Source organism: Providencia sp. JGM181 (assembly GCF_018257375.1).
Taxonomy (GTDB): domain Bacteria; phylum Pseudomonadota; class Gammaproteobacteria; order Enterobacterales; family Enterobacteriaceae; genus Providencia; species Providencia lanzhouensis.
Map to the genome: position 1 here is coordinate 1 of NZ_JAERJY010000015.1, position 26,195 is coordinate 26,195.

Genomic DNA, 26,195 nt, shown 5'->3' on the forward strand with positions numbered 1-26,195 from the left:
GTGGGGATTTTAGCAACACTCTCACGCGTATATTTAAACAAAGAGTATATAGAACGGAATATGACTGACTTTTATGGAAGATTGTAAGAATATGACACAGTTTTTATGGTTCATGGTTAAAAAATGGCCAGCCATAAAACACTTGATCAATTCCCCCCTTTCGAACGATAATTACGCTCTTCACAATTCGCCTCACTTTGTTCTAAAAGCCAAACGTTTGCGCACTGTCCCTAGAGAGTCATTTTGTTTACCTGTTATCTCGGTTCAGTGAATATTTTCCAAAAAAGTAATCGTTTACGTGAGTTTCAGTTTGAGTCGATGTTCGCTAAGTTACCAAGCAAAAAATAAATAAATGCTTATAAAAAGCTTAGCAAAAATAGTGACATAGAATTTTCTAAAATTAATAGCAGAGGTATACCATGGCAGGCCAACAGGCTTCATCCAATTGCAAATTGGATTCATATTTTAAGATCACAGCGCGTGGCTCATCAGTGCGCCGCGAAATCATTGCGGGATTAACGACATTCTTAGCGATGGTTTATTCTGTCATCGTGGTGCCGGGTATGTTAGGACAAGCAGGTTTCCCACCTACTGCTGTGTTTATCGCAACCTGTTTAGTGGCGGGTTTCGGTTCTTTATTGATGGGGTTATGGGCGAATCTGCCGATGGCGATTGGCTGTGCAATCTCATTAACCGCATTTACCGCCTTTAGCTTGGTGTTAGGGCAACACATTAGTATTCCAGTTGCGTTGGGTGCCGTGTTCTTAATGGGGTGTTTATTCACCATTATCTCTGTGACAGGTATCCGTAGTTGGATTTTACGTAACATGCCAATGGGTGTGGCTCACGGTACGGGTATTGGTATCGGTCTGTTTTTATTGTTGATAGCAGCAACGGGCGTTGGCTTAGTGGTTAAAAACCCAAATGCAGGTTTACCTGTTGCGTTGGGTGAATTCACTTCATTCCCTGTTTTAATGTCTCTGATTGGTTTAGCGGTAATTTTCGGTTTAGAAAAACGCCGTGTACCAGGTGGGGTGTTATTAGTCATTATCGCGATTTCGATTATTGGTTTGATTTTCGACCCAGCCGTTAAATACCAAGGTTTCTTTAAACTGCCTTCATTCGGTGAAGATGGTTTAGCGCTGATGTTCAGTATGGATATCATGGGCGCACTTCAAGCGGCGGTTCTGCCAAGTGTTCTGGCATTAGTGATGACAGCAGTTTTTGATGCAACAGGGACTATCCGCGCTGTTGCGGGTCAAGCGAACTTGCTGGATAAAGACGGTCAGATTATCGATGGTGGAAAAGCATTAACCGCTGACTCTGTCAGCAGCATTTTTGCTGGGGCGATCGGCGCATCACCAGCCGCGGTATACATTGAATCCGCAGCAGGAACCGCAGCAGGTGGTCGTACTGGTTTAACCGCCGTAGTTGTTGGTGTTTTATTCTTATTTATCTTGTTCTTATCGCCATTATCTTATCTGGTACCTGCCTATGCGACAGCACCAGCGCTGATGTATGTGGGTCTGCTGATGCTGAGCAATGTCTCGAAATTGGATTTCGATGATTTTGTGGATTCGATGTCAGGTTTACTGTGTGCGGTATTCATCGTATTAACCTGTAATATCGTCACCGGTATTATGTTAGGTTTCGCATCACTGGTTATCGGGCGTATTTGTGCGGGTGAGTGGCGTAAACTGAATATTGGTAGCGTAGTTATCGCGGTTCTGCTGGTAGCGTTTTATGCTGCCGACCTCGCTATCTAAAGGTAATTCTAATGATAGGGCGGCAGCTGCTGTCGCCCTTTAACGGATTGTTGCGATTCGTTCTAAAGTCCAAATTATTTTCCCGTCAGATAGCTTGTTAAGGATAGAATAGTGCTAAGGCGGTAAATGAAGTGAAAATGCCTATTTTTAACCAGTGGCTGCCTTGACTGAAAATCTCATGGTCTGGACGGTGCTATCTCTTACTATGCGGCGGCAGGCAAATTTTGGGTTCTCCCGTTATACTTTAAGCTGCGATATTTAGGGTATGCATTAGTTAATAAGTAAGGGCAACATGGAAATTTTCTTTACTATTCTTATTTTGATCTTGGCTGTCTCTGTTTCTGGTGTGGTGACGAAAGTCATTCCCATCCGTATTCCCCTTCCTCTTATTCAAATTGCTATCGGTGCATTATTAGCGTGGCCTCAGTTTGGGTTACACGTTTCTTTTGACCCTGAACTCTTTATGGTTCTGTTGATTCCACCGCTGTTATTCGTCGATGGTTGGAAAACTCCTACCCGTGAATTTTTCCAGAATGGACGAGAAATTTTCATTCTGGTATTAGTGCTAGTATTGGTAACCGTTATCGGGATTGGTTATTTGATTTACTGGCTGATGCCCGGTATCCCGCTTATTGCCGCCTTTGCGCTGGCTGCGGTACTTTCTCCAACGGATGCGGTGGCATTGTCCTCTATCGTTGGGAAAGGGCGAATTCCCAAGCGTATGATGAGCGTACTCGAAGGGGAAGCATTGATGAACGATGCTTCCGGTCTGGTGGCGTTGAAGTTCGCCGTGGCGATTGCTATGGGAACGATGGTCTTCAGCGTATCGGGCGTCACAATCGAATTCTTTAAAGTCGCAGTCGGTGGTTTGTTGGCAGGTGTTGCTGTTACATGGTTATACAGCAAGTCTCTGCGCTTAATGAGCCGCTGGAGTGGGGATGACCCAGCAACGCAAATTGTCTTCATGCTGCTGTTACCATTCGCCTCTTACATGATTGCGGAACATATCGGTTTCTCAGGTATTTTGGCCGCGGTTGCTGCGGGTATGACTATCACCAAATCCGGCGTTATCCGCAATGCGCCTTTGGCGATGCGTTTACGTGCTGATAGCGTTTGGTCGATGTTAGAGTTTGTCTTTAACGGCTTAGTGTTCATTATGCTCGGTCTGCAATTACCGGGGATTTGGGAAACATCGGTTATTCAAGCAGAACTCGACCCAAGCGTCGAAACCTGGATGCTGTTTACCGCGGTCGTTATCATCTATTTTGCTTTGCTGATTTTACGTTTCTGTTGGCTGTGGTTGATGAAGAGATTCAGCCGTCTATTCCTGAAAAAACGACCATTACAGTTCGCGAGCTATACCGTCCGTGAATTGTGGTTAGCGTCGTTTGCTGGGGTTCGCGGGGCGATTACCTTAGCCGGTGTGCTCTCGGTGCCACTGTTTTTAACCGATGGTTCTCCGTTCCCTGCAAGGTACCAGCTAGTATTTATCGCTGCTGGGGTTATTTTATTCTCCATTTTTGCGGGTGTTGTGGCGTTACCACTCCTGCTGCGCAATTTTAAAGTGGGGGATAAAGAGGCGGATATTAACGAGATCCGTATGGCGAAAGCCGCAATGGCCGAAGTGGCGATTGTCAGCTTGAACAAGATGCAAGAGCGTTTATCGGCGGATGTGGAAGAGCAATTAGACTCGGAAGACATCAACGAAGTCGCGACAAGGGTGATTGGTCATTTACGTCGTCGAACTGCCGACCAAGACGAGATGGAACACAACTTGCAGATTGAAGACCTTGAACGGCGTTTTCGCTTAACGGCGCTACGTGCAGAACGCGGTGAGCTCTATCACTTACGTGCAACACGGAAAATCAGTAATGAAACCTTGCAAAGCTTGCTGGTGGATTTGGATTTATTAGAAGCCGTGCTGATTGAAAAAGAGCATTAAAACGAAAAAACGAGTATTCTACGGGCATCTTGTTTGTTAAATCATTGTGCTTGAGAGTGAACAACAATGTGGTTACTCGTTTTCACGACGCTGCTCTGGGCAGCGTCTTTTAGTTTAATGGGGGAATACCTCGCAGGGCAGGTGGATAGCTGGTTATCTGTGCTTATCCGCGTGAGTTTAGCCTCTCTGGTATTCCTACCTTTCCTGCGTTGGCGCAACTTCAGCGCCAAAGTGATCTCACTGTATATGCTGGTGGGCGCTTGCCAGCTGGGGATCATGTATTACTTTGTTTTCCAAGCCTATAAGTACCTAAGCGTGGCAGAGTTCTTGCTATTTACCGTATTAACCCCGCTGTATGTCACGTTGATTTACGATCTCTTAGAACGCCAGCGCCTGCGTAAAGGCTACCTGTTTAGCTCGATATTAGCCGTGATTGGTGCTGCCATTATTCGTTATGATCACCTTAGCGAATCATTCTGGATTGGATTGATGTTTGTGCAGCTCGCCAACATCTTCTTTGCACTTGGGCAAGTAGGCTATAAGCGCTTAATGGAAGTGCACCCGATTCCCCAACATCAAGCTTTTTCGTGGTTCTATCTCGGTGCGACGTTGATTGCCTTAATAGGATGGCTACTGTTTGGGAATAAGGCGATGGTGCCGACAAGCCAAGCTCAATGGATAGTTTTACTTTGGTTGGGTGTGGTTGCGTCAGGGATAGGCTACTTTCTGTGGAACTATGGTGCCACGAAAGTGGATGCCGGAACCCTCGCGATAATGAATAACATGATGGTTCCAGCAGGTTTATTAGTGAACTTTGCCATTTGGCAGCAACATCCTAATTGGCTCAGTTTTACCATTGGGTCGAGCCTGATAATTGCGTCTCTGTGGGTGCATAAGCGCTGGATCCTCGCACCGGCTTCACGTAAGACAAATTCTCCACCGCGTGATCAGTAGCGGTATTGGTAAATGTTTCAATGGCTGGCTGGCGCTGTTCCCCTTCACGACATGCAGCGTACAGTCGGCTCCATAACCCGCTTCCTAAAGTTTTCGTTGTAATCAAACCTTGCTTTTCAAAGGAATCCACCGCCCAGTGTGGCAGTGCCGCAATCCCCATTTTAGCCGCCACCATCTGAATTAAAATCAGCGTATTGTCGACGGTTTTGATATTGGGTGAAACACCGGCTGGCTGTAAAAAATGACGCCAGATATCAAAACGTTGACGCTGAACTGGATAAATCAGCAATGTCTCTTTGGCAAGATCATGAGGCTCAATTAACGGTTTTTTAGCTAAAGGGTGGTCATTAGCTACCACCAGTTTCACTTCATAATCAAACATCGGCGTGTAGTGCAAATCTTGATCCGCCAGAATATCAGAGGTCATCACGATATCTAATTCCCGCGAAAGTAATTCAGGCTGCGGGTCAAAGGTCACGCCAGATTTAAAATCAACGGTCACTTGTGGCCATGCTTGCCTAAACTGTTGCAATGCAGGGGTTAGCCACTGAATACAGCTGTGGCATTCAATCGCGATACGTAGAGTACTGACCGTCGGTTCATTGCAGACACGAATGGCATCTTTCACCATTGGCAAAATACGTTGCGCTAGTTGCAGCAGAACTTCTCCTTGCGGCGTGAAATGGACGGGCTGAGTTTTACGAACAAACAGTTTGTAGCCTAAGCGATGCTCTAAATCACTAAATTGGTGAGATAGCGCAGACTGAGTCTGGTGCAGGTGCGTCGCAGTGGCAGCTAATGATCCGTATTGGCTGAGCGCCTGCAACGTTTTTAAATGTTTTAATTCGATCATGAGAAACCTTCAAGTAGACGATGAATAATTTGCGCTTGTGCTTTATACAGTACCTGTTGATTATAGATGTGTAAACATCTAGACGGCTAAATATTTTAAGGGGTCAATATGTCTGTTATAAATCATACACTTGGTTTTCCACGTGTCGGTCTGAAAAGAGAACTCAAACGTGCACAAGAAGATTATTGGGCAGGCAAAATTGACCAATCTGCACTTCTTGAAACAGGTTACCAATTACGTGTTCGTCACTGGGAACAACAAAAAAATGCAGGTGTAGACCTGCTACCCGTCGGTGACTTTGCGTGGTATGACCAAGTGTTAACCACTAGTTTATTACTAGGAAACGTTCCGCCGCGTCATCAAAATGAAGATGGCTCTGTTGATTTAGATACCTTATTCCGTGTGGCTCGTGGTCGTGCGCCAACAGGCAAGCCAGCGGCAGCGGGAGAAATGACCAAATGGTTTAATACTAACTATCACTATATCGTGCCGGAATTCCAGCAAGGGCAACAATTTAAACTGTCGTGGAATCAACTGTTTGACGAAGTCGACGAAGCATTAAAACTCGGTCATAACGTTAAACCTGTCGTCATTGGTCCAATTACCTACCTGTGGTTAGGAAAAGTGAAGGGACCAGCCTTTGACCGCCTATCCTTGCTGAAGGATCTGCTGCCTGCTTACCAAGAAATTCTTGCTCGACTGGCTGAAAAAGGCGTGGAATGGGTGCAAATTGACGAGCCAGCACTGGTACTCGATTTACCTATTGAATGGCAGAACGCATACCAACAAGCGTATCAATCCCTAGCGGGTAAAACTAACTTATTATTAACCACTTATTTTGACGGTATCAGCCATCACTTGGATGTGATTAAACAACTGCCAGTGCAAGGGCTACATGTGGATGTGGTGGCGGGCAAGGATGATATCGCAGCATTGCATCAAGCGCTTCCTGCAGACTGGGTGCTTTCGCTCGGATTAATTAATGGCCGCAACGTATGGAAAGGGGATTTAGGCGAGAAATTCCAACGGGTGAAACCGCTGCTAGGAGAGCGCACTCTGTGGATTGGTTCATCTTGCTCATTACTGCATAGTCCGATTGATTTAAATGATGAAACGCGTCTGGATGCCGAAGTGAAAAGCTGGTTTGCATTTGCGCTGCAAAAATGTGAAGAACTGGCGCTATTGACGAAAACACTCAATCAACCAACGGCAGAAAATATTGCAGCGTTAGAAACCTATAGTGCACCAATTCGTGCTCGACGCACCTCTTCTCGAGTCAATAATGCACAGGTCGCTCAGCGCTTAGCGGCAATTAACGCGAAAGATACCGAACGTACTCGCCCTTATGTAGAGCGTGCTGAGCTTCAACGCCAACGTTTTAATCTGCCATTGTGGCCAACCACGACGATTGGCTCTTTCCCGCAGACCAGTGAAATTCGTTCTTTGCGCCTTGATTTCAAAAAAGGGAATGTAGACCAACTGAATTACCGCACCAGTATCAGTGAGCACATCAAGCAAGCTATCAAGGAACAGGAGCTGCTGGATATTGATGTCCTCGTGCATGGTGAAGCTGAGCGAAATGACATGGTGGAATACTTCGGTGAACACTTTGATGGTTATGTTTTTACGCAAAATGGTTGGGTACAGAGTTATGGTTCTCGCTGCGTGAAGCCACCTGTGATCATCGGTGATATTAGCCGCCCAGAAGCCATTACTGTGGAGTGGGCCAAGTATGCGCAGTCGTTGACGGATAAACCCGTTAAAGGAATGCTGACAGGTCCGGTGACCATTCTGTGTTGGTCATTCCCTCGGGAAGATGTCAGCCGTGAAACGATAGCCAAGCAAATTGCGCTGGCATTGCGTGATGAAGTGGATGACTTACAAAAAGCGGGTATTGGTATTATTCAGATTGATGAGCCTGCATTACGTGAAGGGCTGCCACTGCGTCGTGATGAATGGAATGACTATCTGACTTGGGCGGTGGATGCCTTTAAATTAAGTGCCGCTATCGCTGATGATGAGACGCAAATTCACACCCATATGTGTTATTGCGAGTTCAATGACATCATGGATTCGATTGCTGCGCTGGATGCAGATGTTATCACCATTGAAACGTCGCGCTCGGATATGGATTTATTAGATGCATTCGAAGATTTTGATTACCCAAATGAAATTGGTCCGGGGGTTTATGATATTCACTCGCCTAACGTCCCAAATGTAGAGTGGATTGTGGCGCTATTACGTAAGGCTGCACAGCGAGTGCCAGTGGAGCGTTTATGGGTAAACCCAGATTGCGGTTTAAAAACCCGCGGATGGACGGAGACTCGCCAAGCACTGGCAAATATGGTGGAAGCGGCGAAAAAACTGCGAAGTGAGTATCAAAGCTAGTTCAGTAAAAAGCCCACTTTGAAGTGGGCTTTTTGTTATCTGTGCTGAGTGCAGATCTTAACCGAACAGTTTTTGTTTCAGTAAGTTCATGCCAATTGAGGCTAAATCGATATTTTCAGGTAGCACACCATTCGGGCTCGCGCTATCTACGATAGTCGGTAAATATTTAGCGACCATATCGGTTGCTTGCTGTGGATCTAAACCAACGCGTTGAGCGAGTTCTTGGATCCCTGAATCACCGAAAACTTGCATTAATTGGCTAGCATTAACTGGCAAATTTTCACCTTCAGCAATCCAGGATGAAACGATCCCGCCTAAGCCTTCAGTGTTAAATTTATCGACGACACCTGAGAGCCCGCCTTGCTTTTCAACCCAATCAATAACAGATTGAAACTGTTGCATTTTATCGCCTGCAACCATGCCTAACACTTGATCAAACAGACCCATTTTGACTCCTCGATAACGTAATTGATGCGTTCAATACCAAGTATGGAACATTTTACAAAAAATAATAGGCGGCTATTTTGGGGAATTTACTCAACAGGTCAATGAAAATCAGAAACAAAGAGGGAATTTAATAGGTATAAAAACCAGTAGGTCAGAAAACAACCAAATCGGTCACAATTTTTATCACACTTTCTTGTGAAGGGTAGCATCAGAATGTTAAATATAAAAATCAATATATATCAGTATATTAAGGTTTAATTGTTTAAAATTTATATTATCTTTAGTGTGATGATAGTCATGTGTTTGTGAATTTGGTTATGTGAAAATTCACAACATTCACCAGAATTCACAGTGTTTACCAAAACTAACCGTATTCACCAGAATTTATCATTTGTTGGAACTGACAACATCAGGGGGCTAGATGAAAAATACCGTTAACCATGTTGGCGTTATTGGTCTGGGTTCGATGGGGATGGGGATCGCGCAATCACTAATAAGAAATAAGATCCCAACCTATGGGTTTGATTTAAATCCACAAGCCTGTGAGGCGCTACTCGAATATGGGGCACAAGCCACAGGGCAAGATGCCGCGCAGTATGCACAACAGCTAGATGCGCTACTTATGGTCGTCGTTAATGGTCGGCAGGTTGAGGCGATTTTATTTGGTGGTGAGAAGCCACTGGTCGAGAAGCTTCGTCCAAATACTGTCATTGTGTTGCACAGCACACTGGCTGCGGAGCAGACAAAACAAATCGCGCAGCGCCTTGCTGAATACCAGCTTCCATTAGTCGATGCGCCTATATCTGGCGGAGCGATTAAAGCGGCAGAAGGCAAACTGACCGTCATGGCATCGGGTTCCCCTGAGCTATTCGCTCAGCTTTCTACGGTATTTGATGCAATTTCAGAGCGTCTCTATCGTGTGGGGGATGAAATCGGTCTTGGCTCCACAGTGAAAACTATCCACCAGCTATTGGCGGGGGTACATATTGCGGTTGCAGCGGAAAGTATGGCGCTGGCGGCAAAAGCGGGCATCGATTTAGATGTGATGTATGACATCGTCACCCATGCAGCTGGCAACTCATGGATGTTTGAGAACCGTATGCAGCATGTGCTTGATGGAGACTATACCCCTAAATCGTCAGTCGATATTTTTGTGAAAGATCTCGGTTTGGTGATGCAAACCGGAAAAGCGCTGAATTTTCCACTGCCATTGGCAGCAACGGCGCATCAAATGTTTATCTCAGCCAGCAATGAAGGTTTTGGTTTACAGGATGATAGCGCCGTTATCAAAACTTTTAAGGGCATTGCTTTACCGGAGAAAAAGGCATGACAGTGAAATTAGGTGTGATTGCTGATGATTTTACCGGCGCGACAGATATTGCAGGCTTTATGGTGCAAAACGGCTGGAAAGTGGTGCAGCTACTGAATGAGCCGAATGAAAACACTCCAATCCCTCAAGATGTGGATGCCATTGTGGTGAGCTTGAAAAGCCGTTCTTGTCCAGTGGATGAAGCCATTAGTGCCTCGGTAAATGCATGCCGCTGGCTGAAAGAATCAGCGAAATGTCAGCAGATTTTCTTTAAATATTGCTCAACCTTTGATTCAACAGAGAAAGGCAACATTGGTCCAGTAACCGATGCACTGATGAAGCAGTTGGGTACGTCATTATCGTTAGTATGCCCTGCATTGCCCGTTAACGGTCGAACCGTGGTACATGGGCACCTGTTTGTTAATGGTCAATTGCTCAATGAAAGTGGAATGCAGCACCACCCAGTCACACCAATGACTGATGCCAACCTGATGCGCGTAATGGAAAAACAGTCAGCCGGTAAAGCGGGGCTGATTAATCTGGCGACAGTGCAAAAGGGCAGCGCCGCTATCACTGAACAGTTAGAACAGTTACGCCAGCAGGGCATTAGCTATGCGGTTGTGGATAGCTTCACGATGGATGATTTACTGCCTATTGCTCAGGCTTCGCAATCACTGCCTTTATTGACGGGCGGATCAGGATTAGGGGCTGCCCTTGCGAATATAGATAGCCAAGTGGCTTGGGGACAAGGGGAAAGCCGCGGCACTAAGCCCACGGGTAAAGACAGAAAAACGGTCATTCTATCGGGAAGTTGCTCGCTAATGACCAACAAGCAAGTACAAAGCTATCAGCAAGTTGCACCTAGCAAAGCGCTAGATGTGGGTGAATGCATCAATAATTCAGACTATGCAACCGTATTGGCACAATGGGTTAAAGACCAGAAAATCACTGGGTTAGCGCCTCTGTTATATGCCACCCAACCGCCAGAGTTATTGAAGCAAACGCAGGAAAAATACGGTGCCGCATTATCGAGTACCGCGGTAGAAAATGTGTTTGGGCAAGTAGTGACGTTACTTCAGCAGCAAGGTTATAACACTTTTATTATTGCGGGCGGCGAAACGTCTGGAAAAGTAGTTCAAAGCCTTGGAACTGAACAATTAAGTATTGGCTCACCTATCGCGCCGGGTGTGCCTTGGGTACAAGACTTAGCAAGCGGTAACTGGTTAGCACTGAAATCAGGCAATTTTGGTCAAGAGAATTTCTTCCAGTTAGCACAGGAGATGGTTAATGAGTAATGAAAAGGCGCTACGCCAAGAGTTAGTGGATTGGGCGAAGTCAATGTTTAATCGCGGATACAGCAGCGGTGGTGCAGGCAATATCAGCGCACGCTTGCCGGATGGCTGTATTATTGTCACCCCGACTAACTCGAGCTTTGGCGATTTAAATCCTGAGCGCCTGAGCAAGCTCGATGCGCAAGGTAACTGGATTGATGGTGACAAACCAACAAAAGAAGTTTCCATGCATATGGCAATGTATTTGCAGCGTCCAGATTGCCAAGCGGTGGTTCATCTGCATTCACCTTGGCTAACGGCTCTATCCTGTTTGCCGAATTTAGATACCGCAAACTGCTTACCGCCGATCACGCCTTATTACGTGATGCGTGTGGGCAAATTACCTTTGATTGAATATTTACCACCGGGTGATGACCGTATTGGTGAAGAAATCGCAAAATTAGCACCTAATCATAACGCGATTTTACTCTCCAACCACGGCCCCGTTGTTGGCGGAAAAACCTTAAGGCAGGCGTTTTTCAATGCGGAAGAATTAGAAGATACCGCGCGCCTATACATTACATTGCGCCCACACGGCTTCACCACGTTAACGCAAGAGCAGGTTCATGAGCTCGAAAGCCGTTATCCACAGAAATGAGGCGATAGACATGGCTAAATTTGCAGCAAATCTCAGTATGATGTTTAACGAAGTTCCGTTTATTCAACGCTTTGAACGTGCCGCTCAGGCTGGTTTTAAGGGCGTTGAGTATCTTTTCCCTTATGAAGAAGATGCGGATGTTATTGCGGGTGAATTGAAAAAATATCAACTTACCCAAGCATTATTTAATATGCCTGCGGGGAATTGGGGCGCTGGCGAGCGTGGAATGGCGTCTATTCCTGGTCGTGAAGCCGAGTTCGCTCAAGGGGTACAAACTGCCCTGAAATACGCTTTAGCATTAGGCTGTAAACAAGTGCATGCCATGGCGGGTAAAGTGGATGAGAAATTCACACCTGAAGAGCAAAAAACGTGTTTTATTAAGAATATACAGCATGCTGCGGATGTGATGGCTGAGCACGGAATTCGTGTGCTTATCGAGCCGATTAATACCCGCGATATGCCGGGGTATTTCTTGACGACCCAAAAGCAGGCTGAAGCGCTGTTACCTGAAATCAATCGCGAAAACGTGTTTATTCAATTGGATTTATATCACTGCCAGATTATGGAAGGTGACTTATTGAAAACAATTGAGCGTCTTTGGGGTAAATTTAGTCATATTCAGATAGCATCAGTACCTTTTCGCCATGAACCTGATAGCGGTGAAGTCAATTATCCATGGATTTTTAATCAACTCGATGAAATGGGATATGAAGGCTGGCTGGGATGTGAATACCACCCAGCAGGACGCACCGAAGACGGTTTAGGCTGGCTAAAGCAAGCTAATTCCTAGGAGAACCGAATGATCCCTTCCGAACGTCGTGATTTTATTTATCGCTATGTCTATGAGCACCAAACTGTGTCTATCAATGACTTAGTTGGCTTAATGAATGTCTCTCATATGACGGTTCGACGTGATATTCGCATGTTGGAAGAGGAAGGGAAGGTTGTCGGAATTAGTGGTGGTGTTCGGTTAAATGATGCGTTACGCCAAGAGCTACCGTGGAGCGAAAAGGCAAGACTTCATCATCAAACGAAACGCGAAATCGGTCAATTTGCCAGTTCTCTGGTTGAAGATGGTCAGGTGGTTTACCTCGATGCAGGCACCACCACGTTTGAAATTGCCCGCGTATTAGGTGAGCGTTTTAATCTCACTATTGTGACCAATGATTTTTCCATCATGCAGTATTTGATGAATAAATCACAACTGAACTTGTATCACACTGGTGGGCAAGTCGATAAACGCAACCATTCCTGTGTTGGCAATACGGCGGCCGCTATGTTGCAAACACTGAACGTGGATATTGCGTTTATTAGTACCAGTTCATGGGATCTGCAACATGGGGTTTCCACACCGCATGAGGAAAAAGTCCAAATAAAACAGACTTTATTGGATGTCGCTCGTCGGTGTGTACTGGTTTCAGATAGCAGTAAATTCGGTAAATACGGTATGTTCCGTGTCTGCCCATTAGATCAATTGCACGACATCATTTGTGACCAACATTTACCGTCTGATGTGGTGCAACGGATACTCGAAAAAAACATAAAACTTCATTTAATAAATACATAAAAAACATCTTACCTACTGATGCATAGCCCGGCAGGGTTATAGCAAGGAGAATGACAATGAAAGTTATTATTACTGGTGGCGCAGGTTTTCTGGGCCAGCAGCTAGCCGCTGCTTTGCTTAAAAACAACCAAGGATTAAAATTTAACCAGCTCGTTTTAGCGGATATTCAATGCCCTACATCGCCTATTGAAGACCCTCGTGTGAGTTGCGTTGCATTAGACTTAACCCAGCCAGAAGCCGCAGATAAGCTGATTGATGCGCAAACTGACGTGGTATTCCACCTTGCGGCGATTGTCAGTAGCCATGCTGAAAGTGACTTTAACTTAGGCATGAAAGTGAATTTCGATGCGACTCGCCAATTGCTTGAAGTCGCTCGCGCGAAAAACCCTGCCATTAAGTTTTTATTCACCAGCTCCCTTGCGGTATTTGGCGGTGAATTACCCGATGTGATTACCGACTTGTGCGTTGTTAACCCGCAATCTTCTTATGGTGCTCAAAAAGCCATGTGTGAATTGATGGTGAACGACTATTCCCGTAAAGGCTATGTGGATGGGCGCGTGATGCGCTTACCTACCATTAGTATTCGCCCTGGAGTCCCGAATAAAGCGGCATCTTCTTTTGCTAGCGGTATTATCCGTGAGCCTCTAAATGGGATTGAGAGTATTTGCCCAGTGTCTCCAGCGTTGGCGTTATGGTTATCTAGCCCAGAAACGGTGATCAACAACTTCATCCATGCGGTTTCAATTCCAGCAGAGAAATTTGGTCTTTCACGTACTGTGAACCTGCCGGGGATCACTGTGACAGTGCAAGAGATGATTGATGCCCTGCGTGATGTCGCTGGTCAACAAGCGGTTGATTTAATTCGTTTTGAGCCTGATGAAGCCGTCAACCGCATTGTGGCAAGCTGGCCGGGTAAATTCGATATTCGCCGTGCACTGGATTTAGGTTTTAAAGCTGATGGGTCATTTAGCGATGCGATCCGTTCCTTCATTAAGCACTACGGCTGTGCAAAATAGGAGATTAAATAATGTCCTATATTCCTATTATTGGCCTCGCGGTGGCCATATTTGTCCTTATCTTTTTAGTATTGCGAACGCGGGTTCACGCCTTGTTAGCGATGTTGATTGCGGCTGCAATCGCAGGGTTATCAGGGGGATTAACTGCGGCGGAAACCGTCACCGTTATTACAAAGGGCTTTGGTTCGACCCTCGGTAGCATTGGTATTGTTATCGGTCTCGGGGTAATGATGGGAAGGGTGCTGGAAGTGTCCGGTGCTGCTGAGCAGATAGCTTATAGTTTTATCAAATGGTTAGGTAAAAAACGCGAAGAGTGGGCGCTGGCAATTACCGGTTATATTGTCAGTATTCCTATCTTTGTAGACTCTGCATTCGTTATCTTATATCCGCTGGCAAAAGCGTTAGCGAAGAATGGAAAACGCAGTATTTTAACTCTTGGTGTTGCATTGGCGGGTGGTTTAGTTGTTACCCACCATACTGTGCCGCCAACTCCAGGTCCTCTCGGTGTTGCCGGGATCTTCGGGGTTGACGTTGGTGCCATGATTTTAGCGGGTATGACGCTGGCAGTGCCGTGTGTCATCGGGATTGTGTTCTACGCCAAATGGTTGGGAACTAAATACCCTGAATTCATGCCAGATGAAACGGGCAGCGAAGATTTAAAAGAAGTGCATGCGCGTTACATGGAAGAAAAAGCCAATAAACCATTACCAAGCTTATTCTTATCATTGTTACCAATCATCACGCCAATTCTGTTGATCTTCATTAATGCTATCAACGGGTTATTACTGAAAACAGCCGCATTCCAAGGCATGGATGATAACTGGTATTTCCAATCATTCCAATTCTTGGGTGCACCGATCATTGCCTTGTCCATTAGCGTCCTTATTTCGGTCTATACGTTAATGCCAAAAGCGTCGAAAGAAGAAGTTATCGACCGTATGGAAGAAGGTTTGCAAGCGGCGGGTATCATCTTGCTTGTGACCGGTGCTGGTGGAGCATTAGGGGCAGTATTGCGTGATAGCGGGACGGGAACCATTCTTGCAGAGCATGTGGCGAATTTACCGATTACACCTGTATTAATCCCGTTTATTATCGCGACATTAGTGCGTTTAATTCAGGGGTCTGGAACGGTAGCAATGATCACCGCAGCTTCTATCTCTGCGCCAATCATTAGCCAAATTCCTGATATCAACTTATTAGTTGCGGCCCAAGCGGCAACGATGGGATCTCTGTTCTTCGGTTACTTTAACGACAGCCTTTACTGGGTGGTGAACAGAATGATGGGGATCAAAGACGTTAAACAACAAATGATTGTTTGGTCTATTCCAACAACAATAGCTTGGGCTATCGGGTTGGTTGGGGTCTTGATCCTTGATGTCGTGTTGTAAATCTAGCACATTGATATTATAGTATTTTTTTCTTCTGCCTAATAAAAGCGCCCATTCGGGCGCTTTCTTTCGATAATCACAAACATTCATCTATACTGGGTGTATCTCATTATTCACATTCATCTCAATAAGACTTATTTGTGATCATGATCTCGTTTTAATGAAATTCAAGTGAATCTGTTTCCATTAAAGTAGATATTGGTCACTAAATTAATCAAAGCTAAGCGCTATATTGACAATAATGTACTAATTCAATGATGCCATTGTGTAAAGGAGTTTGATATGTCTGACGTTTTCCACTTAGGTTTAAAAAAGAGTGACTTACAGGGTGCAACCGTTGCTATTGTTCCTGGGGATCCTAACCGTGTTGAAAAAATTGCACGTCTGATGGACAACCCTGTACATCTGGCTTCATTACGTGAATTCACTTCATGGCGTGGCGAGCTCGATGGCAAAGCTGTGATTGTCTGCTCAACAGGTATTGGTGGTCCATCAACCTCTATCGCAGTTGAAGAACTGGCTCAGTTAGGTATCCGTACTTTCTTACGTATTGGTACAACAGGTGCAATCCAAGAAAACATCAATGTGGGTGATGTACTTGTCACCACAGGTGCTGTTCGTTTAGATGGCGCAAGCCAGCACTTTGCACCACTGGAATTCCCAGCAGTCGCTGACTTCACTTGTACTAATGCGCTGTATGCTGCGGCGACAGAAGCGGGTGCAACCGTACACGTCGGTATTACCGCATCTTCCGATACCTTCTACCCAGGTCAAGAGCGTTACGACACCTACACAGGTCGCGTAATGCGCCACTTCAGAGGCTCAATGAAAGAGTGGCAAGACATGGGCGTAATGAACTATGAAATGGAATCAGCAACACTGTTAACTATGTGTGCAAGCCAAGGCCTGCGTGCGGGTATGGTGGCTGGGGTTATCGTAAACCGTACTCAGCAAGAAATTCCAAATGAAGCTCTATTGAAAAAAACAGAAGGCAATGTTCTGAGCATCGTTGTCGAAGCTGCTCGCCGCCTGCTGTAATCCTAATTAGCTGACCCGTTTACTGACTTCACTCGGTTGTGGATTTTCGGTAAACGGGTTCAGTTATCATCGTTATACCCACGTATCTTAAATATTCTTGTATCTCTAATTGATCAGCGCAAAATTTATTTTCTCGCGTTTTTCTTATTCACTTCATCTATGAATCTGTTATTGTCATTTAAAACAATTAATAGAAGCCTCTTAAGTTACTCAAATTACAAGTAATTGATGATTTCGTTTATTTTTAGTTTGAGCAATGACAGAGCTAAAAAGGGAAAACGTATGTCAACAAAACCTTACCTTCACCCCTCTGTGTTGCCTTTAACCGGTGGAATTAACTTTCGTGATTTAGGGGGAAAAAAGCTTTCCAATGGTGGAAAAATAAAGCCCGGTGTTTTATTTCGTTCTGGGGCGCTCGACCGCTTAACCCAAGATGATGAAAAAGTTTTACAGTCACAAAACCTTTTCCAAATCATCGATTATCGCGATGAAGCTGAAATTTTAGATAAACCAGATGTGGTGTGGAGTGGCGCTCATTATGTGCATGCCCCTGCAAACCCGCTGGCAAAAGAAGTGAGTGCAAACCTTGATAAACTCACTCCTGAAGTGCTGGAACAGTTTGATCCTCAAGCCTTTATGTTCCGCCTCTATGAGTTGCTTCCGTTGAACAATGCCGCTTATCACCAATTAGTGAACATGTTGAAGCAGCCAGAAAAAGGTGGGCTTGTGCAACACTGTGCTGTGGGTAAAGACCGGACAGGGGTTGGCTCGGCTCTCGTGCTGTTTGCGCTGGGCGCAGATGTGAATACTGTGATGGATGATTACCTTTTAACGAACGAGACGTTAGCGCCATTTCGTAACCATTTACTCGAAGAATTTTCCAAGACCATGAGTGAAAATGTGGTGAAAAAATTCGAGTATGTATTTTCTGTTCGTGAAGAGTTTTTACAAACTGCATTGAAAAGCATAGAAAATAACTATGGAAGTGTGGATAACTGGCTAGAAAAAGACTTTGGTTTAGATAACGCTCAGCGCGGTGTACTTCAAAGTTACTTCCTCGAATAAACCTCTGCGGAATTGAAGTTGCAACGCGTCAGTTTTGTTGCAACTTTATTTACTTCCAAGAACTATAATATGTTTACTTAGCTGAATAATAGTTACTTAGTCGACTTATAGTTAACAAATCAATCTTAAACTGTAGGAATTCGCCCTTGAGTATTAATGAAATTGTCACGGTCATTACAGAATTTACTCGCGCTCATGAAGTGTGGGCGATCCCTATTGTTTTCATTCTTGCGTTTGGTGAATCCCTCGCGTTTTTATCGTTATTACTCCCTGCGACCGTTATTTTACTTGGTCTGGGCGCATTGATTGGTGAAAGTGAAATTGCCTTTTTTCCGATTTGGTTAGCCGCTGCATTAGGTGCATTTTTTGGGGATTGGGTCTCTTATTGGTTTGGTTTTCACTATAAAGAAAAAGTTCGTGAAATGTGGCCAATTTCCCGCAATCCTGAAATGATCGACAAAGGGCATCGCTTCTTTGAAAAGTGGGGTGTTTGGGGAATATTCTTCGGTCGATTCTTTGGACCATTACGCGCGGTGGTACCGCTTGTTGCAGGGATTTGTGAAATGCGGCAACGACATTTCCAAGTCGCTAACTTAGCCTCTGCGATGATTTGGGCGTTTGGTATTTTAGCCCCCGGTGCGCTTGGTTTACGTTGGTTTGCGAGCTGGATGGGATAAGCTGCGAAGCCACTCGCAAAAAGTAGCCGTTGGGAGATTTACCTCTGGACACTTATACAGTATCCAATTACCTTACTCTAGATTTTAAAAAGTAAGGATTGATTCGTGGATACCTCTCTTTTATATGCAATTATTGGCGCCTTAAGTGGCATTTTGGTCGGCGGTTTAGCGGTCTGGTTTTCTATTGTCCAAAAAATAGCGGGAAAAGAGCGAGAGCTACAAGAGGTATACCGCCAATTGGCGGTGAGCGATGAAAAAAATGTGCATTTAGCCCAGTGGAAAGAGGAATGTGACAGGCTCGATCAGGAGCTACGTACACAGCGGGATATTAACCGCGAACAAGAAGCAGAGCTGCGGGAAGTGATGACCCGCTTTGAACAGACGCAACTTGCCAATGAAGAAAAACAACGGATTTTACAAAACAGCGAGCAACGCCTTACGGCTCAGTTCGAAAATTTAGCGAACCGTATTTTTGAGCAGAACGAACGTCGAGCATCCGAACAACATCAGAAAAATTTAATGGCTATGCTGTCACCGTTTCGTGAGCAACTTGAAGGGTTTCGCCAACAAGTGCAGCAAAGCTATGGCGAAGAAGCCAAAGAGCGCCATACACTCACTTATGAAATCCGCCAATTACAGCAGTTAAATAATCAAATGACCAAAGAAGCGGTCAACTTAACTCGAGCCCTAAAAGGAGATAACAAAATCCAAGGGAACTGGGGGGAAACGATTTTAACGCGGATTTTAGAAGTTTCAGGGCTGCGAAAAGGCAGTGAATTTGAAACTCAGGTGAGTATCAACACCGGCTTCAATAGTCGATACCAACCCGATGTGATTATCCATCTTCCTGAAGGCAAGGATGTGGTGGTCGATGCGAAAATGTCGCTGGTGGCTTATGAACACTATTTTAATAGTGATGACCCAGAACAGCAGCAGCAAGGCATAAAAGAGCATGTGGCTTCCATTCGTAACCATATGAAAATGCTCAGTCGCAAGGACTACCATCAATTACCGGGAGTTCGCTCTTTAGATTATGTGCTCATGTTTATTCCGATTGAGCCTGCGTATTTATTAGCATTAAAAGAAGCACCTGAACTACTTGATGAAGGATTAAAACTGAATATCATGTTGGTTTGCCCATCCACCTTGCTGGTGGCAGTGCGTACCATTAATAATTTATGGCGCTATGAACGGCAAGAGCAAAATGCTCAAGAAATCGCAGATAGAGCCGCTAAAATGTACGATAAGCTGCGTTTATTTATTGATGATATGCAGGTATTGGGCTCGAGTTTAGAGAAAGCAAATCACACTTATTCTTCAGCAATGAAGCGCCTTGCTGAAGGCCGAGGTAATTTGCTTGCTCAAGCGGAAAGTTTTAAAGAGTTAGGTGTGGAAGTTAAGCAATCTATAGACCCTCAGCTAGCTGAGCGGGCTGACAAGTCTAATTGTGCGGAATCTTAGAGTTATAATAGGGTTTTCACTCAAAGGCTGGTACACTTCACAAAAAAGTTTGAACGATTAACAGGCATAATAGAAATGACCGAACCAACAAAAGAAACCATCGATTTTGGTTTCCGTACTGTAGAGAAAGAAGAAAAAGCTGGCCTAGTAGCAAATGTTTTTCACTCTGTAGCCTCTAAATATGACCTGATGAATGACTTAATGTCTTTTGGTATTCATCGTATCTGGAAACGTTTCACAATCGAAGCGAGTGGTGTGCGTCGTAATCAACGTGTACTTGACCTTGCTGGTGGAACCGGTGACCTCACTGCAAAATTCTCTCGCCTTGTGGGTGAAAAAGGTGAAGTGGTTCTCGCAGATATTAACGATTCAATGTTAAAAATGGGACGCGAGAAACTGCGCGATTTAGGCATTGTTGGTAATGTTAATTACGTACAAGCTAACGCAGAAGAGTTGCCATTCCCTGATAACTATTTTGACTGTATTACCATCTCTTTTGGTTTACGTAACGTCACCGATAAAGATAAAGCATTACGCTCCATGTTCCGCGTATTGAAGCCGGGTGGACGCCTGTTAGTGCTTGAATTTTCTAAACCAATTCTTGAACCACTGAACAAAGCTTACGATGCTTACTCATTCCATATTTTACCGCGTATCGGTCAAGTGATTGTGAATGATCCTGAAAGCTATCGTTACCTCGCTGAATCTATCCGTATGCACCCAAATCAAGAAACCTTGAAAGGAATGATGGAAAACGCAGGTTTCGAGCAAGTCTCTTATGACAATATGACCGGTGGTATTGTTGCATTACATAAAGGGTTTAAATTCTAAGATGGAAGCACCATCAGCGCATATTGAAAATCCTAATACTGTTTTGTATTCCTTGATGACGGCATTAATGGAAACCTCCTTGAACCATATGTTGTTCAAGGAAAAAGTCCTGCAACCTGCAAGAATGCGTTTAGCAGGTAAAGTGATGGGGATTGAGCTTAAAGAGCTGAATAAAACTCTGACACTTATTTTTGCTGAAAATCATGTTGATGTATTAAGTGAATGGCAGGAACCTGCGGATTGCACTATCAAAACGTCACTGTTTACATTGGTTAAGTTGAAAGATAAGCAGCAGCTTTCACAACTTATCAATAATGGCGATATTGTGATTGAAGGCGATATGCAAATTGTTCAACATTGGTCTTCATTACTGGATTTAGCTATCTGGAACCCAGCTCATTATTTATCGCCTTATATTGGTGATATTGCGGCAGAAGGCATCAGTAAAGTGTTGGGTAAAGGGGCTTGCCTCGCGTCTCGATTAGTCAGTCGTCAAAAAACATACGTTAAAGACATTATTCTGGAAGAGTGGAAAATGGCACCAAGCCAGCTGGAATTAGTGCACTTTAGCGATGAAGTTGAGCAGGTTTCAAATTCAATGAGTCAGTTAGAACAACGACTCAATCAGTTGGAGGAGAAGAATGACTCCCGGTGAAATAAAACGCCTTTACTTCATTATTCGGGTATTTCTCTCTTATGGACTAGATGAGCTGATCCCTAAAATTAAGCTGACATTGCCTTTAAGAGTTGGGCGGTTAGGTTTTTTCTGGATCAAAAACAAACACAAAGATAAAGATCTTGGTGAACGACTGCGCTTAGCATTGCAAGAATTAGGGCCGGTTTGGATCAAATTTGGTCAAATGCTGTCGACTCGCCGAGATTTATTCCCTCCTGCAATTGCTGACCAACTGTCATTGTTACAAGACAAAGTGGCGAGTTTCGATGGTAAATTAGCCCGTCGTTATATTGAAGAGTCACTTGGTGGCCCGTTAGAGCAGTGGTTTGATAACTTTGATGAGCAGGCTCTTGCCTCTGCGTCGATTGCCCAAGTTCATACTGCAACATTAAAAGAAAATGGCAAAGATGTTGTTTTAAAAGTTATTCGCCCTGATATTTTGCCTGTCATCAAAGCGGACATTAAGCTGATGTACCGTATCGCCAATTGGGTTCCTCTTCTTCCTGATGGACGACGTTTACGTCCTAAAGAAGTTGTGCGCGAGTACGAGAAAACCTTAATTGATGAGCTAAATCTTCTTCGCGAATCTGCTAACGCTATCCAATTACGACGCAACTTTGAAAACAGCTCTATGCTGTATATCCCAGAAGTTTACCCTGATTATTGCCGTGAAAACGTGATGGTCATGGAGCGTATCTACGGTATTCCTGTTTCGGATATTGCGGCATTAGAAGCGCAAGGTACGAACATGAAATTGCTGGCAGAGCGGGGCGTCAAAGTCTTCTTTACTCAGGTATTTCGTGACAGTTTCTTCCACGCAGATATGCACCCAGGCAACATTTTTGTTAGCTACGATCATCCAGAAGATCCGCTTTATATTGGTATCGACTGTGGGATCGTGGGTTCGCTTAACAAAGAAGATAAGCGCTATTTAGCTGAAAACTTTATTGCCTTCTTTAATCGTGACTATCGTAAAGTTGCTGAATTGCATGTGGATTCCGGCTGGGTTCCGCCAGATACCAATGTTGAAGATTTTGAGTTTGCTATTCGCACCGTTTGTGAGCCTATCTTTGAAAAGCCATTAGCTGAGATTTCATTTGGGCATGTGTTATTGAATCTGTTCAATACTGCTCGTCGCTTTAATATGGAAGTTCAGCCGCAATTGGTGTTATTGCAGAAAACCTTATTGTACGTTGAAGGTTTGGGTCGTCAGTTATACCCACAGTTGGACTTATGGAAAACAGCAAAACCATTCTTAGAGGATTGGATCCATAGCCAAGTGGGTATTCCGGCTATTACCAAAGCGTTAAAGGAAAAAGCGCCATATTGGGCAGAGAAAATGCCAGAAATCCCTGATTTGATCTATGGGGCATTAAAGCAGCACCGTTTCTTGCAGTCCAATATTGAACAGCTTACACAAGAGTTAAAGCACCAACGCACTAAACAACGTAAATCACAGTACCTATTAGGAATTGGGGCGACCTTTATTCTTTGTGGTAGCTTATTCTTTATTTCTGACTTAACCCGAATTGCAGCAGCATTTATGGCTGTAGGTGCATTGTCGTGGCTTGTAGGTTGGTGTAAAGGAGAGGATAATTAAGTAGACTTTGTTTTGCGACAAGTTTATAAGGCTGTGATCATTTCCGTATTTAGCGTTGGTTGTATATAATAGAGTTAGTTACAATTGATCCCAAAACTATAGAGGTATTAACAATGGAATCAACTTTTGCAATGGCTGCTTTCGGTAGTCCTTGGCAATTAATTATCATTGCTTTGCTTATCATTTTAATTTTCGGCACCAAGAAATTACGTTCTTTAGGTTCTGATCTGGGCGAATCACTTAAGGGCTTCAAAAAAGCAATGAGCGATGATGAAGCTGCAAAAGCGAAAGCAGAGCAAGAGAAGCAAGATGCTGATTTTGCACCGAAAAACATCACTGAACAACAGGCTCCTGAGAAAAAAGACAGCCCAGTTGAGAGCAAAAATAAAGAGCAGGGATAAACCGTGTTTGACATAGGTTTTAGTGAACTACTGCTAGTTGCGATCATCGGTCTTGTGGTATTAGGCCCCCAACGTCTACCAGTGGCAGTGAGAACTGTTGCTGGTTGGATTCGTGCTATGCGCTCTATGGCTGCTAATGTCCAGAATGAGCTATCACAAGAACTGAAATTGCAAGAACTGCAAGAGACTCTTAAAAAAGTTGAAGAGAAGGCGGGTTTGGAAACTCTTTCTCCGGAACTTAAAAAGTCGATGGATGACCTGCGTCATGCTGCTTTGTCTTTACAAAGCGGTTATCAGGCAACAACCAATGATGTCCAATCTGAGTTGAACAAAGCAAAAGAGATCACAGAAAACTACGATGCTGCGGTAAAGGAATCCCATGCTAGTTCTTCGCAAACTCAAGAGTCAGATCCTGATCCTGAGTATGCTGCTAAGATGGCTGCCGTTGTTGAAGAAAAACCTGCTTCAGCAACACCAACAGACTCTAAGCCACTCGATGCTAAAGTAACAAACTCCAATCAAACAGAAAGTGAAAAATAACACATGGCTGTCAATGATGCTCAACCACTTATTAGCCACCTGATTGAACTAAGAAAGCGGCTACTAAACTGTTTGATTACGGTATTAATCGTCTTTGCGGCGCTCGCTTATTTTTCAAATGATATTTATCGCCTTGTTGCTGCGCCTTTGATTGATAAGCTGCCTGTTGGTTCTCAAATGAGTGCGACAGACGTAGCATCGACGTTTTTTACTCCGATTAAACTAACCATGATGGTATCTGTATTTGTTTCGATACCCGTCATTTTGTACCAGGTCTGGGCATTTATCGCGCCTGCGCTGTATAAGCATGAACGTCGATTAATGCTGCCGTTACTGGTATCAAGTAGCTTCCTATTCTATTTAGGAATGGCATTTGCTTACTTTGTGGTATTCCCGTTAGCTTTTGGCTTCTTTGTAAAAACAACGCCAGAAAGCGTTAACTTTATACCTGATATCAGCAAATACCTCAGTTTTGTCATGACATTGTTCATGGCATTCGGGGCTGCGTTTGAAGTGCCAATCGCGATTATTTTACTATGCTGGACTGGCGTAACGACTCCAGAATCACTCAGACGTAAACGTCCATATATCTTAGTGGGTGCGTTTATCGTCGGAATGTTCCTGACTCCGCCAGATGTTTTATCGCAAACTCTACTCGCAGTACCAATGTACTTGCTGTTTGAGCTTGGGGTATTACTGTCTAATTTCTATGTTGGCAAAGGTCGACGTAGAGGTGATGACGAAGAAGAAGAGCCAGAAGAATAATCACGGTGACAACGTTATTGTGAAATAAAAAGCCCATTCAATCGATGGGCTTTTTTTATACCAGTTTGAAGCAAACATATCGCGAAAAACTTATTCAGACTCTTTTCTAAATTGCGTATTATCAATGACTTTTGCGACAGTGGTATTTAAGATGTTAAGCAAGAGGATTGAGCGCGACTCACCATTTGGTTCATTGAAGATGGCCTTAACGCCGGCAAAAATACCTTCAGTAATGACAACACTATCTCCCTGAGAAGGAAGATCCGGTGATTGAGTATGGCTGACGGGCGTCTGTTGTATGAGTTCAATTATTTCTTCAGGAACTTCAGCCGGTAATGCGCCAAAGCGAATAAAGTGGCTAACACCGCGTGTAGATTGGATAGTGGTTGTATGAATTTGCTCATGGTCGAATTTTACAAACAGGTAATTGGGGAATAACGCTTCAGTGATAACTGTGCGCTTGCCTCGAACGACTTTCTCCATTTCAGTCATTGGAGTCATACAAGTCACATGCTGTCGAGTTAAGTGCTCAACCGCTCTATCTAGTTGCCCTCGTTTGCAATACAGCAAATACCATTTTTCCATTTTTTGATCCCATCCAACAAATTTATGCTCATGATAACAAATTAAGGCATAAGAATGTGACTAATGATGAGTTGCACAATATTATTCATCTACACAAGTATAGATTAATTCGATAGTTACGAAATTAGATACACAATAAACACAGCAGTTAATACACTTTTTGTAGGAGACACCATGGATATCTTTTTACTGAGTAATGGCAAACTTTCCGGCAACCCTGTATGGCTAAGTTACGCATTACCAAGAATTAGCGAAATGATTGAACGTAAACAGATTAAGTCAGCAGTATTAGTGCCTTATGCTGTTTTACGTGGTTCTCACGATGAGCGTGCGGGGCAGCTAAGCGATGCTTTAGGCATTAAAGTAACTTCGATTGAACATTTTGAAAGCCCAGTCGAAGCCATCGAACAAGCAGACTGTATTCTGGTGAGTGGCGGTAATACATGGTGGTTAAACAAATGCTTGCATGAGAATGGCTTAATTGTTGCTATCCAACGTGCAGTACGTGAACGCGGTGTACCTTACATTGGTTGGAGTGCGGGTTGTAACGTGGCGACCCCAAGTATTCGTACAACGAATGATATGCCTGTGAGCAATGCGGTTATCATGCCGTCTTTAGGGCTGTTTCCAATGCAAATTAACCCACATTATATCGATGCGCATATTTCTGGGCATATGGGTGAAACACGAGATGAGCGCTTACAAGAATTCTGTGTTATTAACCCTCATGAAGTTGTTGTCGCGTTACGCGAAGGTAGCGGATTACAGATCAAAGGAAATGAATTAAGCTACTTCAGTGGTAAAAATGAAGGTTTCAAGCTGTTTCAGCACAACAAAACATTCCCTGAGCAATTTGATACCGTATCATTAAAGGATTATGTTCCGTTTGATTGCAAGTAAAGTGATATACTTAATCTGAAGATATTGATTATTAAGTATGTTTAACAGCAACTTGTAACCTTGGCTGGGAACCTTATAATGAGGTTCCCCCTGTAAT

At 44.1% G+C, this 26,195-nt stretch carries 25 protein-coding genes; 22 read left to right on the plus strand and 3 right to left on the minus strand.

Annotated features, from left to right (window positions below):
* Nucleotides 1–419: 419 nt before the first annotated feature.
* From JK188_RS03900 to JK188_RS03910, 3 genes are all read left to right on the plus strand, one after another.
* Entirely contained in the window at nucleotides 420–1,766 is a 1,347-nt protein-coding gene (locus JK188_RS03900; protein ID WP_036955005.1) for an NCS2 family permease, read from the plus strand.
* 292 nt (nucleotides 1,767–2,058) lie between these two features.
* Nucleotides 2,059–3,708 carry a Na+/H+ antiporter gene (locus JK188_RS03905; protein WP_036955001.1) on the plus strand — a complete coding sequence of 550 codons (1,650 nt, stop codon included), beginning with the start codon at nucleotides 2,059–2,061 and terminating at the stop codon, nucleotides 3,706–3,708.
* 66 nt (nucleotides 3,709–3,774) lie between these two features.
* A complete protein-coding gene (locus tag JK188_RS03910; protein ID WP_211887843.1) occupies nucleotides 3,775–4,662 on the plus strand; it encodes a carboxylate/amino acid/amine transporter in 888 nt (295 codons plus the stop codon).
* Here the strand turns inward: JK188_RS03910 and metR are convergent.
* Nucleotides 4,559–5,515, minus strand: coding sequence for an HTH-type transcriptional regulator MetR (metR, locus tag JK188_RS03915; protein WP_154638713.1), 957 nt, complete (start codon nucleotides 5,513–5,515; stop codon nucleotides 4,559–4,561). The two genes, JK188_RS03910 and metR, sit on opposite strands and share 104 nt — an antisense overlap.
* 108 nt (nucleotides 5,516–5,623) lie before the next feature.
* Here metR and metE point away from each other — a divergent pair, with 108 nt between their 5' ends.
* Nucleotides 5,624–7,903, plus strand: a complete 2,280-nt coding sequence (metE, locus tag JK188_RS03920) for a 5-methyltetrahydropteroyltriglutamate--homocysteine S-methyltransferase (RefSeq protein WP_211887842.1) — start codon at nucleotides 5,624–5,626, stop codon at nucleotides 7,901–7,903.
* A gap of 57 nt (nucleotides 7,904–7,960) precedes the next feature.
* On the opposite strand, the gene JK188_RS03925 is transcribed toward metE, so the two are convergent.
* On the minus strand, nucleotides 7,961–8,350 hold the full coding sequence (locus JK188_RS03925; RefSeq protein ID WP_154626130.1) for a YidB family protein: 390 nt from the start codon (nucleotides 8,348–8,350) through the stop codon (nucleotides 7,961–7,963).
* A 421-nt stretch (nucleotides 8,351–8,771) separates the two neighbouring features.
* Between JK188_RS03925 and ltnD the strand changes: the two genes are divergently transcribed.
* From ltnD to tatC, 17 genes are all read left to right on the plus strand, one after another.
* Complete coding sequence (gene ltnD / locus JK188_RS03930; protein WP_211887841.1) at nucleotides 8,772–9,680, plus strand: L-threonate dehydrogenase; 909 nt, start codon at nucleotides 8,772–8,774, stop codon at nucleotides 9,678–9,680.
* Nucleotides 9,677–10,954 (plus strand): 3-oxo-tetronate kinase, encoded by a 1,278-nt coding sequence (gene otnK, locus JK188_RS03935; RefSeq protein WP_211887840.1) that lies wholly within the window; start codon nucleotides 9,677–9,679, stop codon nucleotides 10,952–10,954. The genes ltnD and otnK overlap by 4 nt, the downstream gene beginning before the upstream one ends.
* Complete coding sequence (gene otnC / locus JK188_RS03940) at nucleotides 10,947–11,588, plus strand: 3-oxo-tetronate 4-phosphate decarboxylase (protein WP_211887839.1); 642 nt, start codon at nucleotides 10,947–10,949, stop codon at nucleotides 11,586–11,588. Before otnK ends, otnC begins: the two co-directional genes overlap by 8 nt.
* 10 nt (nucleotides 11,589–11,598) lie before the next feature.
* A complete protein-coding gene (gene otnI, locus JK188_RS03945) occupies nucleotides 11,599–12,378 on the plus strand; it encodes a 2-oxo-tetronate isomerase (protein ID WP_211887838.1) in 780 nt (259 codons plus the stop codon).
* Nucleotides 12,379–12,387: 9 nt separating this feature from the next.
* Nucleotides 12,388–13,155 (plus strand): DeoR/GlpR family DNA-binding transcription regulator, encoded by a 768-nt coding sequence (locus JK188_RS03950; protein WP_036954967.1) that lies wholly within the window; start codon nucleotides 12,388–12,390, stop codon nucleotides 13,153–13,155.
* 56 nt (nucleotides 13,156–13,211) lie between these two features.
* Complete coding sequence (gene denD, locus JK188_RS03955) at nucleotides 13,212–14,171, plus strand: D-erythronate dehydrogenase (protein WP_211887837.1); 960 nt, start codon at nucleotides 13,212–13,214, stop codon at nucleotides 14,169–14,171.
* A gap of 11 nt (nucleotides 14,172–14,182) precedes the next feature.
* Nucleotides 14,183–15,559, plus strand: coding sequence for a GntP family permease (locus JK188_RS03960; RefSeq protein WP_036954960.1), 1,377 nt, complete (start codon nucleotides 14,183–14,185; stop codon nucleotides 15,557–15,559).
* A gap of 282 nt (nucleotides 15,560–15,841) precedes the next feature.
* On the plus strand, nucleotides 15,842–16,597 hold the full coding sequence (gene udp, locus JK188_RS03965; RefSeq protein WP_006658334.1) for a uridine phosphorylase: 756 nt from the start codon (nucleotides 15,842–15,844) through the stop codon (nucleotides 16,595–16,597).
* 282 nt (nucleotides 16,598–16,879) lie between these two features.
* Nucleotides 16,880–17,662, plus strand: coding sequence for a tyrosine-protein phosphatase (locus JK188_RS03970; RefSeq protein WP_036954957.1), 783 nt, complete (start codon nucleotides 16,880–16,882; stop codon nucleotides 17,660–17,662).
* Between the two features lie 146 nt (nucleotides 17,663–17,808).
* Complete coding sequence (locus JK188_RS03975) at nucleotides 17,809–18,339, plus strand: DedA family protein (RefSeq protein ID WP_036954954.1); 531 nt, start codon at nucleotides 17,809–17,811, stop codon at nucleotides 18,337–18,339.
* A 105-nt stretch (nucleotides 18,340–18,444) separates the two neighbouring features.
* Nucleotides 18,445–19,800, plus strand: coding sequence for a DNA recombination protein RmuC (gene rmuC, locus JK188_RS03980; RefSeq protein ID WP_211887836.1), 1,356 nt, complete (start codon nucleotides 18,445–18,447; stop codon nucleotides 19,798–19,800).
* Nucleotides 19,801–19,875: 75 nt separating this feature from the next.
* A complete protein-coding gene (gene ubiE / locus JK188_RS03985) occupies nucleotides 19,876–20,631 on the plus strand; it encodes a bifunctional demethylmenaquinone methyltransferase/2-methoxy-6-polyprenyl-1,4-benzoquinol methylase UbiE (protein ID WP_036954951.1) in 756 nt (251 codons plus the stop codon).
* A gap of 1 nt (nucleotide 20,632) precedes the next feature.
* The gene (locus JK188_RS03990; RefSeq protein WP_211887835.1) at nucleotides 20,633–21,286 is read left to right on the plus strand and encodes a ubiquinone biosynthesis accessory factor UbiJ; all 654 of its coding nucleotides are present in this window, start codon (nucleotides 20,633–20,635) and stop codon (nucleotides 21,284–21,286) included.
* A complete protein-coding gene (ubiB, locus tag JK188_RS03995; RefSeq protein ID WP_211887834.1) occupies nucleotides 21,273–22,907 on the plus strand; it encodes a ubiquinone biosynthesis regulatory protein kinase UbiB in 1,635 nt (544 codons plus the stop codon). The genes JK188_RS03990 and ubiB overlap by 14 nt, the downstream gene beginning before the upstream one ends.
* Nucleotides 22,908–23,020: 113 nt before the next feature.
* Nucleotides 23,021–23,308, plus strand: coding sequence for a twin-arginine translocase TatA/TatE family subunit (gene tatA / locus JK188_RS04000; RefSeq protein ID WP_036954943.1), 288 nt, complete (start codon nucleotides 23,021–23,023; stop codon nucleotides 23,306–23,308).
* Between the two features lie 3 nt (nucleotides 23,309–23,311).
* Nucleotides 23,312–23,848, plus strand: coding sequence for a Sec-independent protein translocase protein TatB (tatB, locus tag JK188_RS04005; RefSeq protein WP_036954940.1), 537 nt, complete (start codon nucleotides 23,312–23,314; stop codon nucleotides 23,846–23,848).
* A 3-nt stretch (nucleotides 23,849–23,851) separates the two neighbouring features.
* Nucleotides 23,852–24,613: a Sec-independent protein translocase subunit TatC gene (gene tatC / locus JK188_RS04010; RefSeq protein WP_036954937.1), complete on the plus strand. Its 762-nt coding sequence runs from the start codon at nucleotides 23,852–23,854 to the stop codon at nucleotides 24,611–24,613.
* 90 nt (nucleotides 24,614–24,703) lie between these two features.
* Here the strand turns inward: tatC and rfaH are convergent, their stop codons facing one another.
* The gene (gene rfaH / locus JK188_RS04015) at nucleotides 24,704–25,198 is read right to left on the minus strand and encodes a transcription/translation regulatory transformer protein RfaH (RefSeq protein ID WP_036954935.1); all 495 of its coding nucleotides are present in this window, start codon (nucleotides 25,196–25,198) and stop codon (nucleotides 24,704–24,706) included.
* 174 nt (nucleotides 25,199–25,372) lie between these two features.
* Here rfaH and pepE point away from each other — a divergent pair, with 174 nt between their 5' ends.
* Nucleotides 25,373–26,098 carry a dipeptidase PepE gene (pepE, locus tag JK188_RS04020; RefSeq protein WP_211887833.1) on the plus strand — a complete coding sequence of 242 codons (726 nt, stop codon included), beginning with the start codon at nucleotides 25,373–25,375 and terminating at the stop codon, nucleotides 26,096–26,098.
* Nucleotides 26,099–26,195 lie beyond the last annotated feature (97 nt).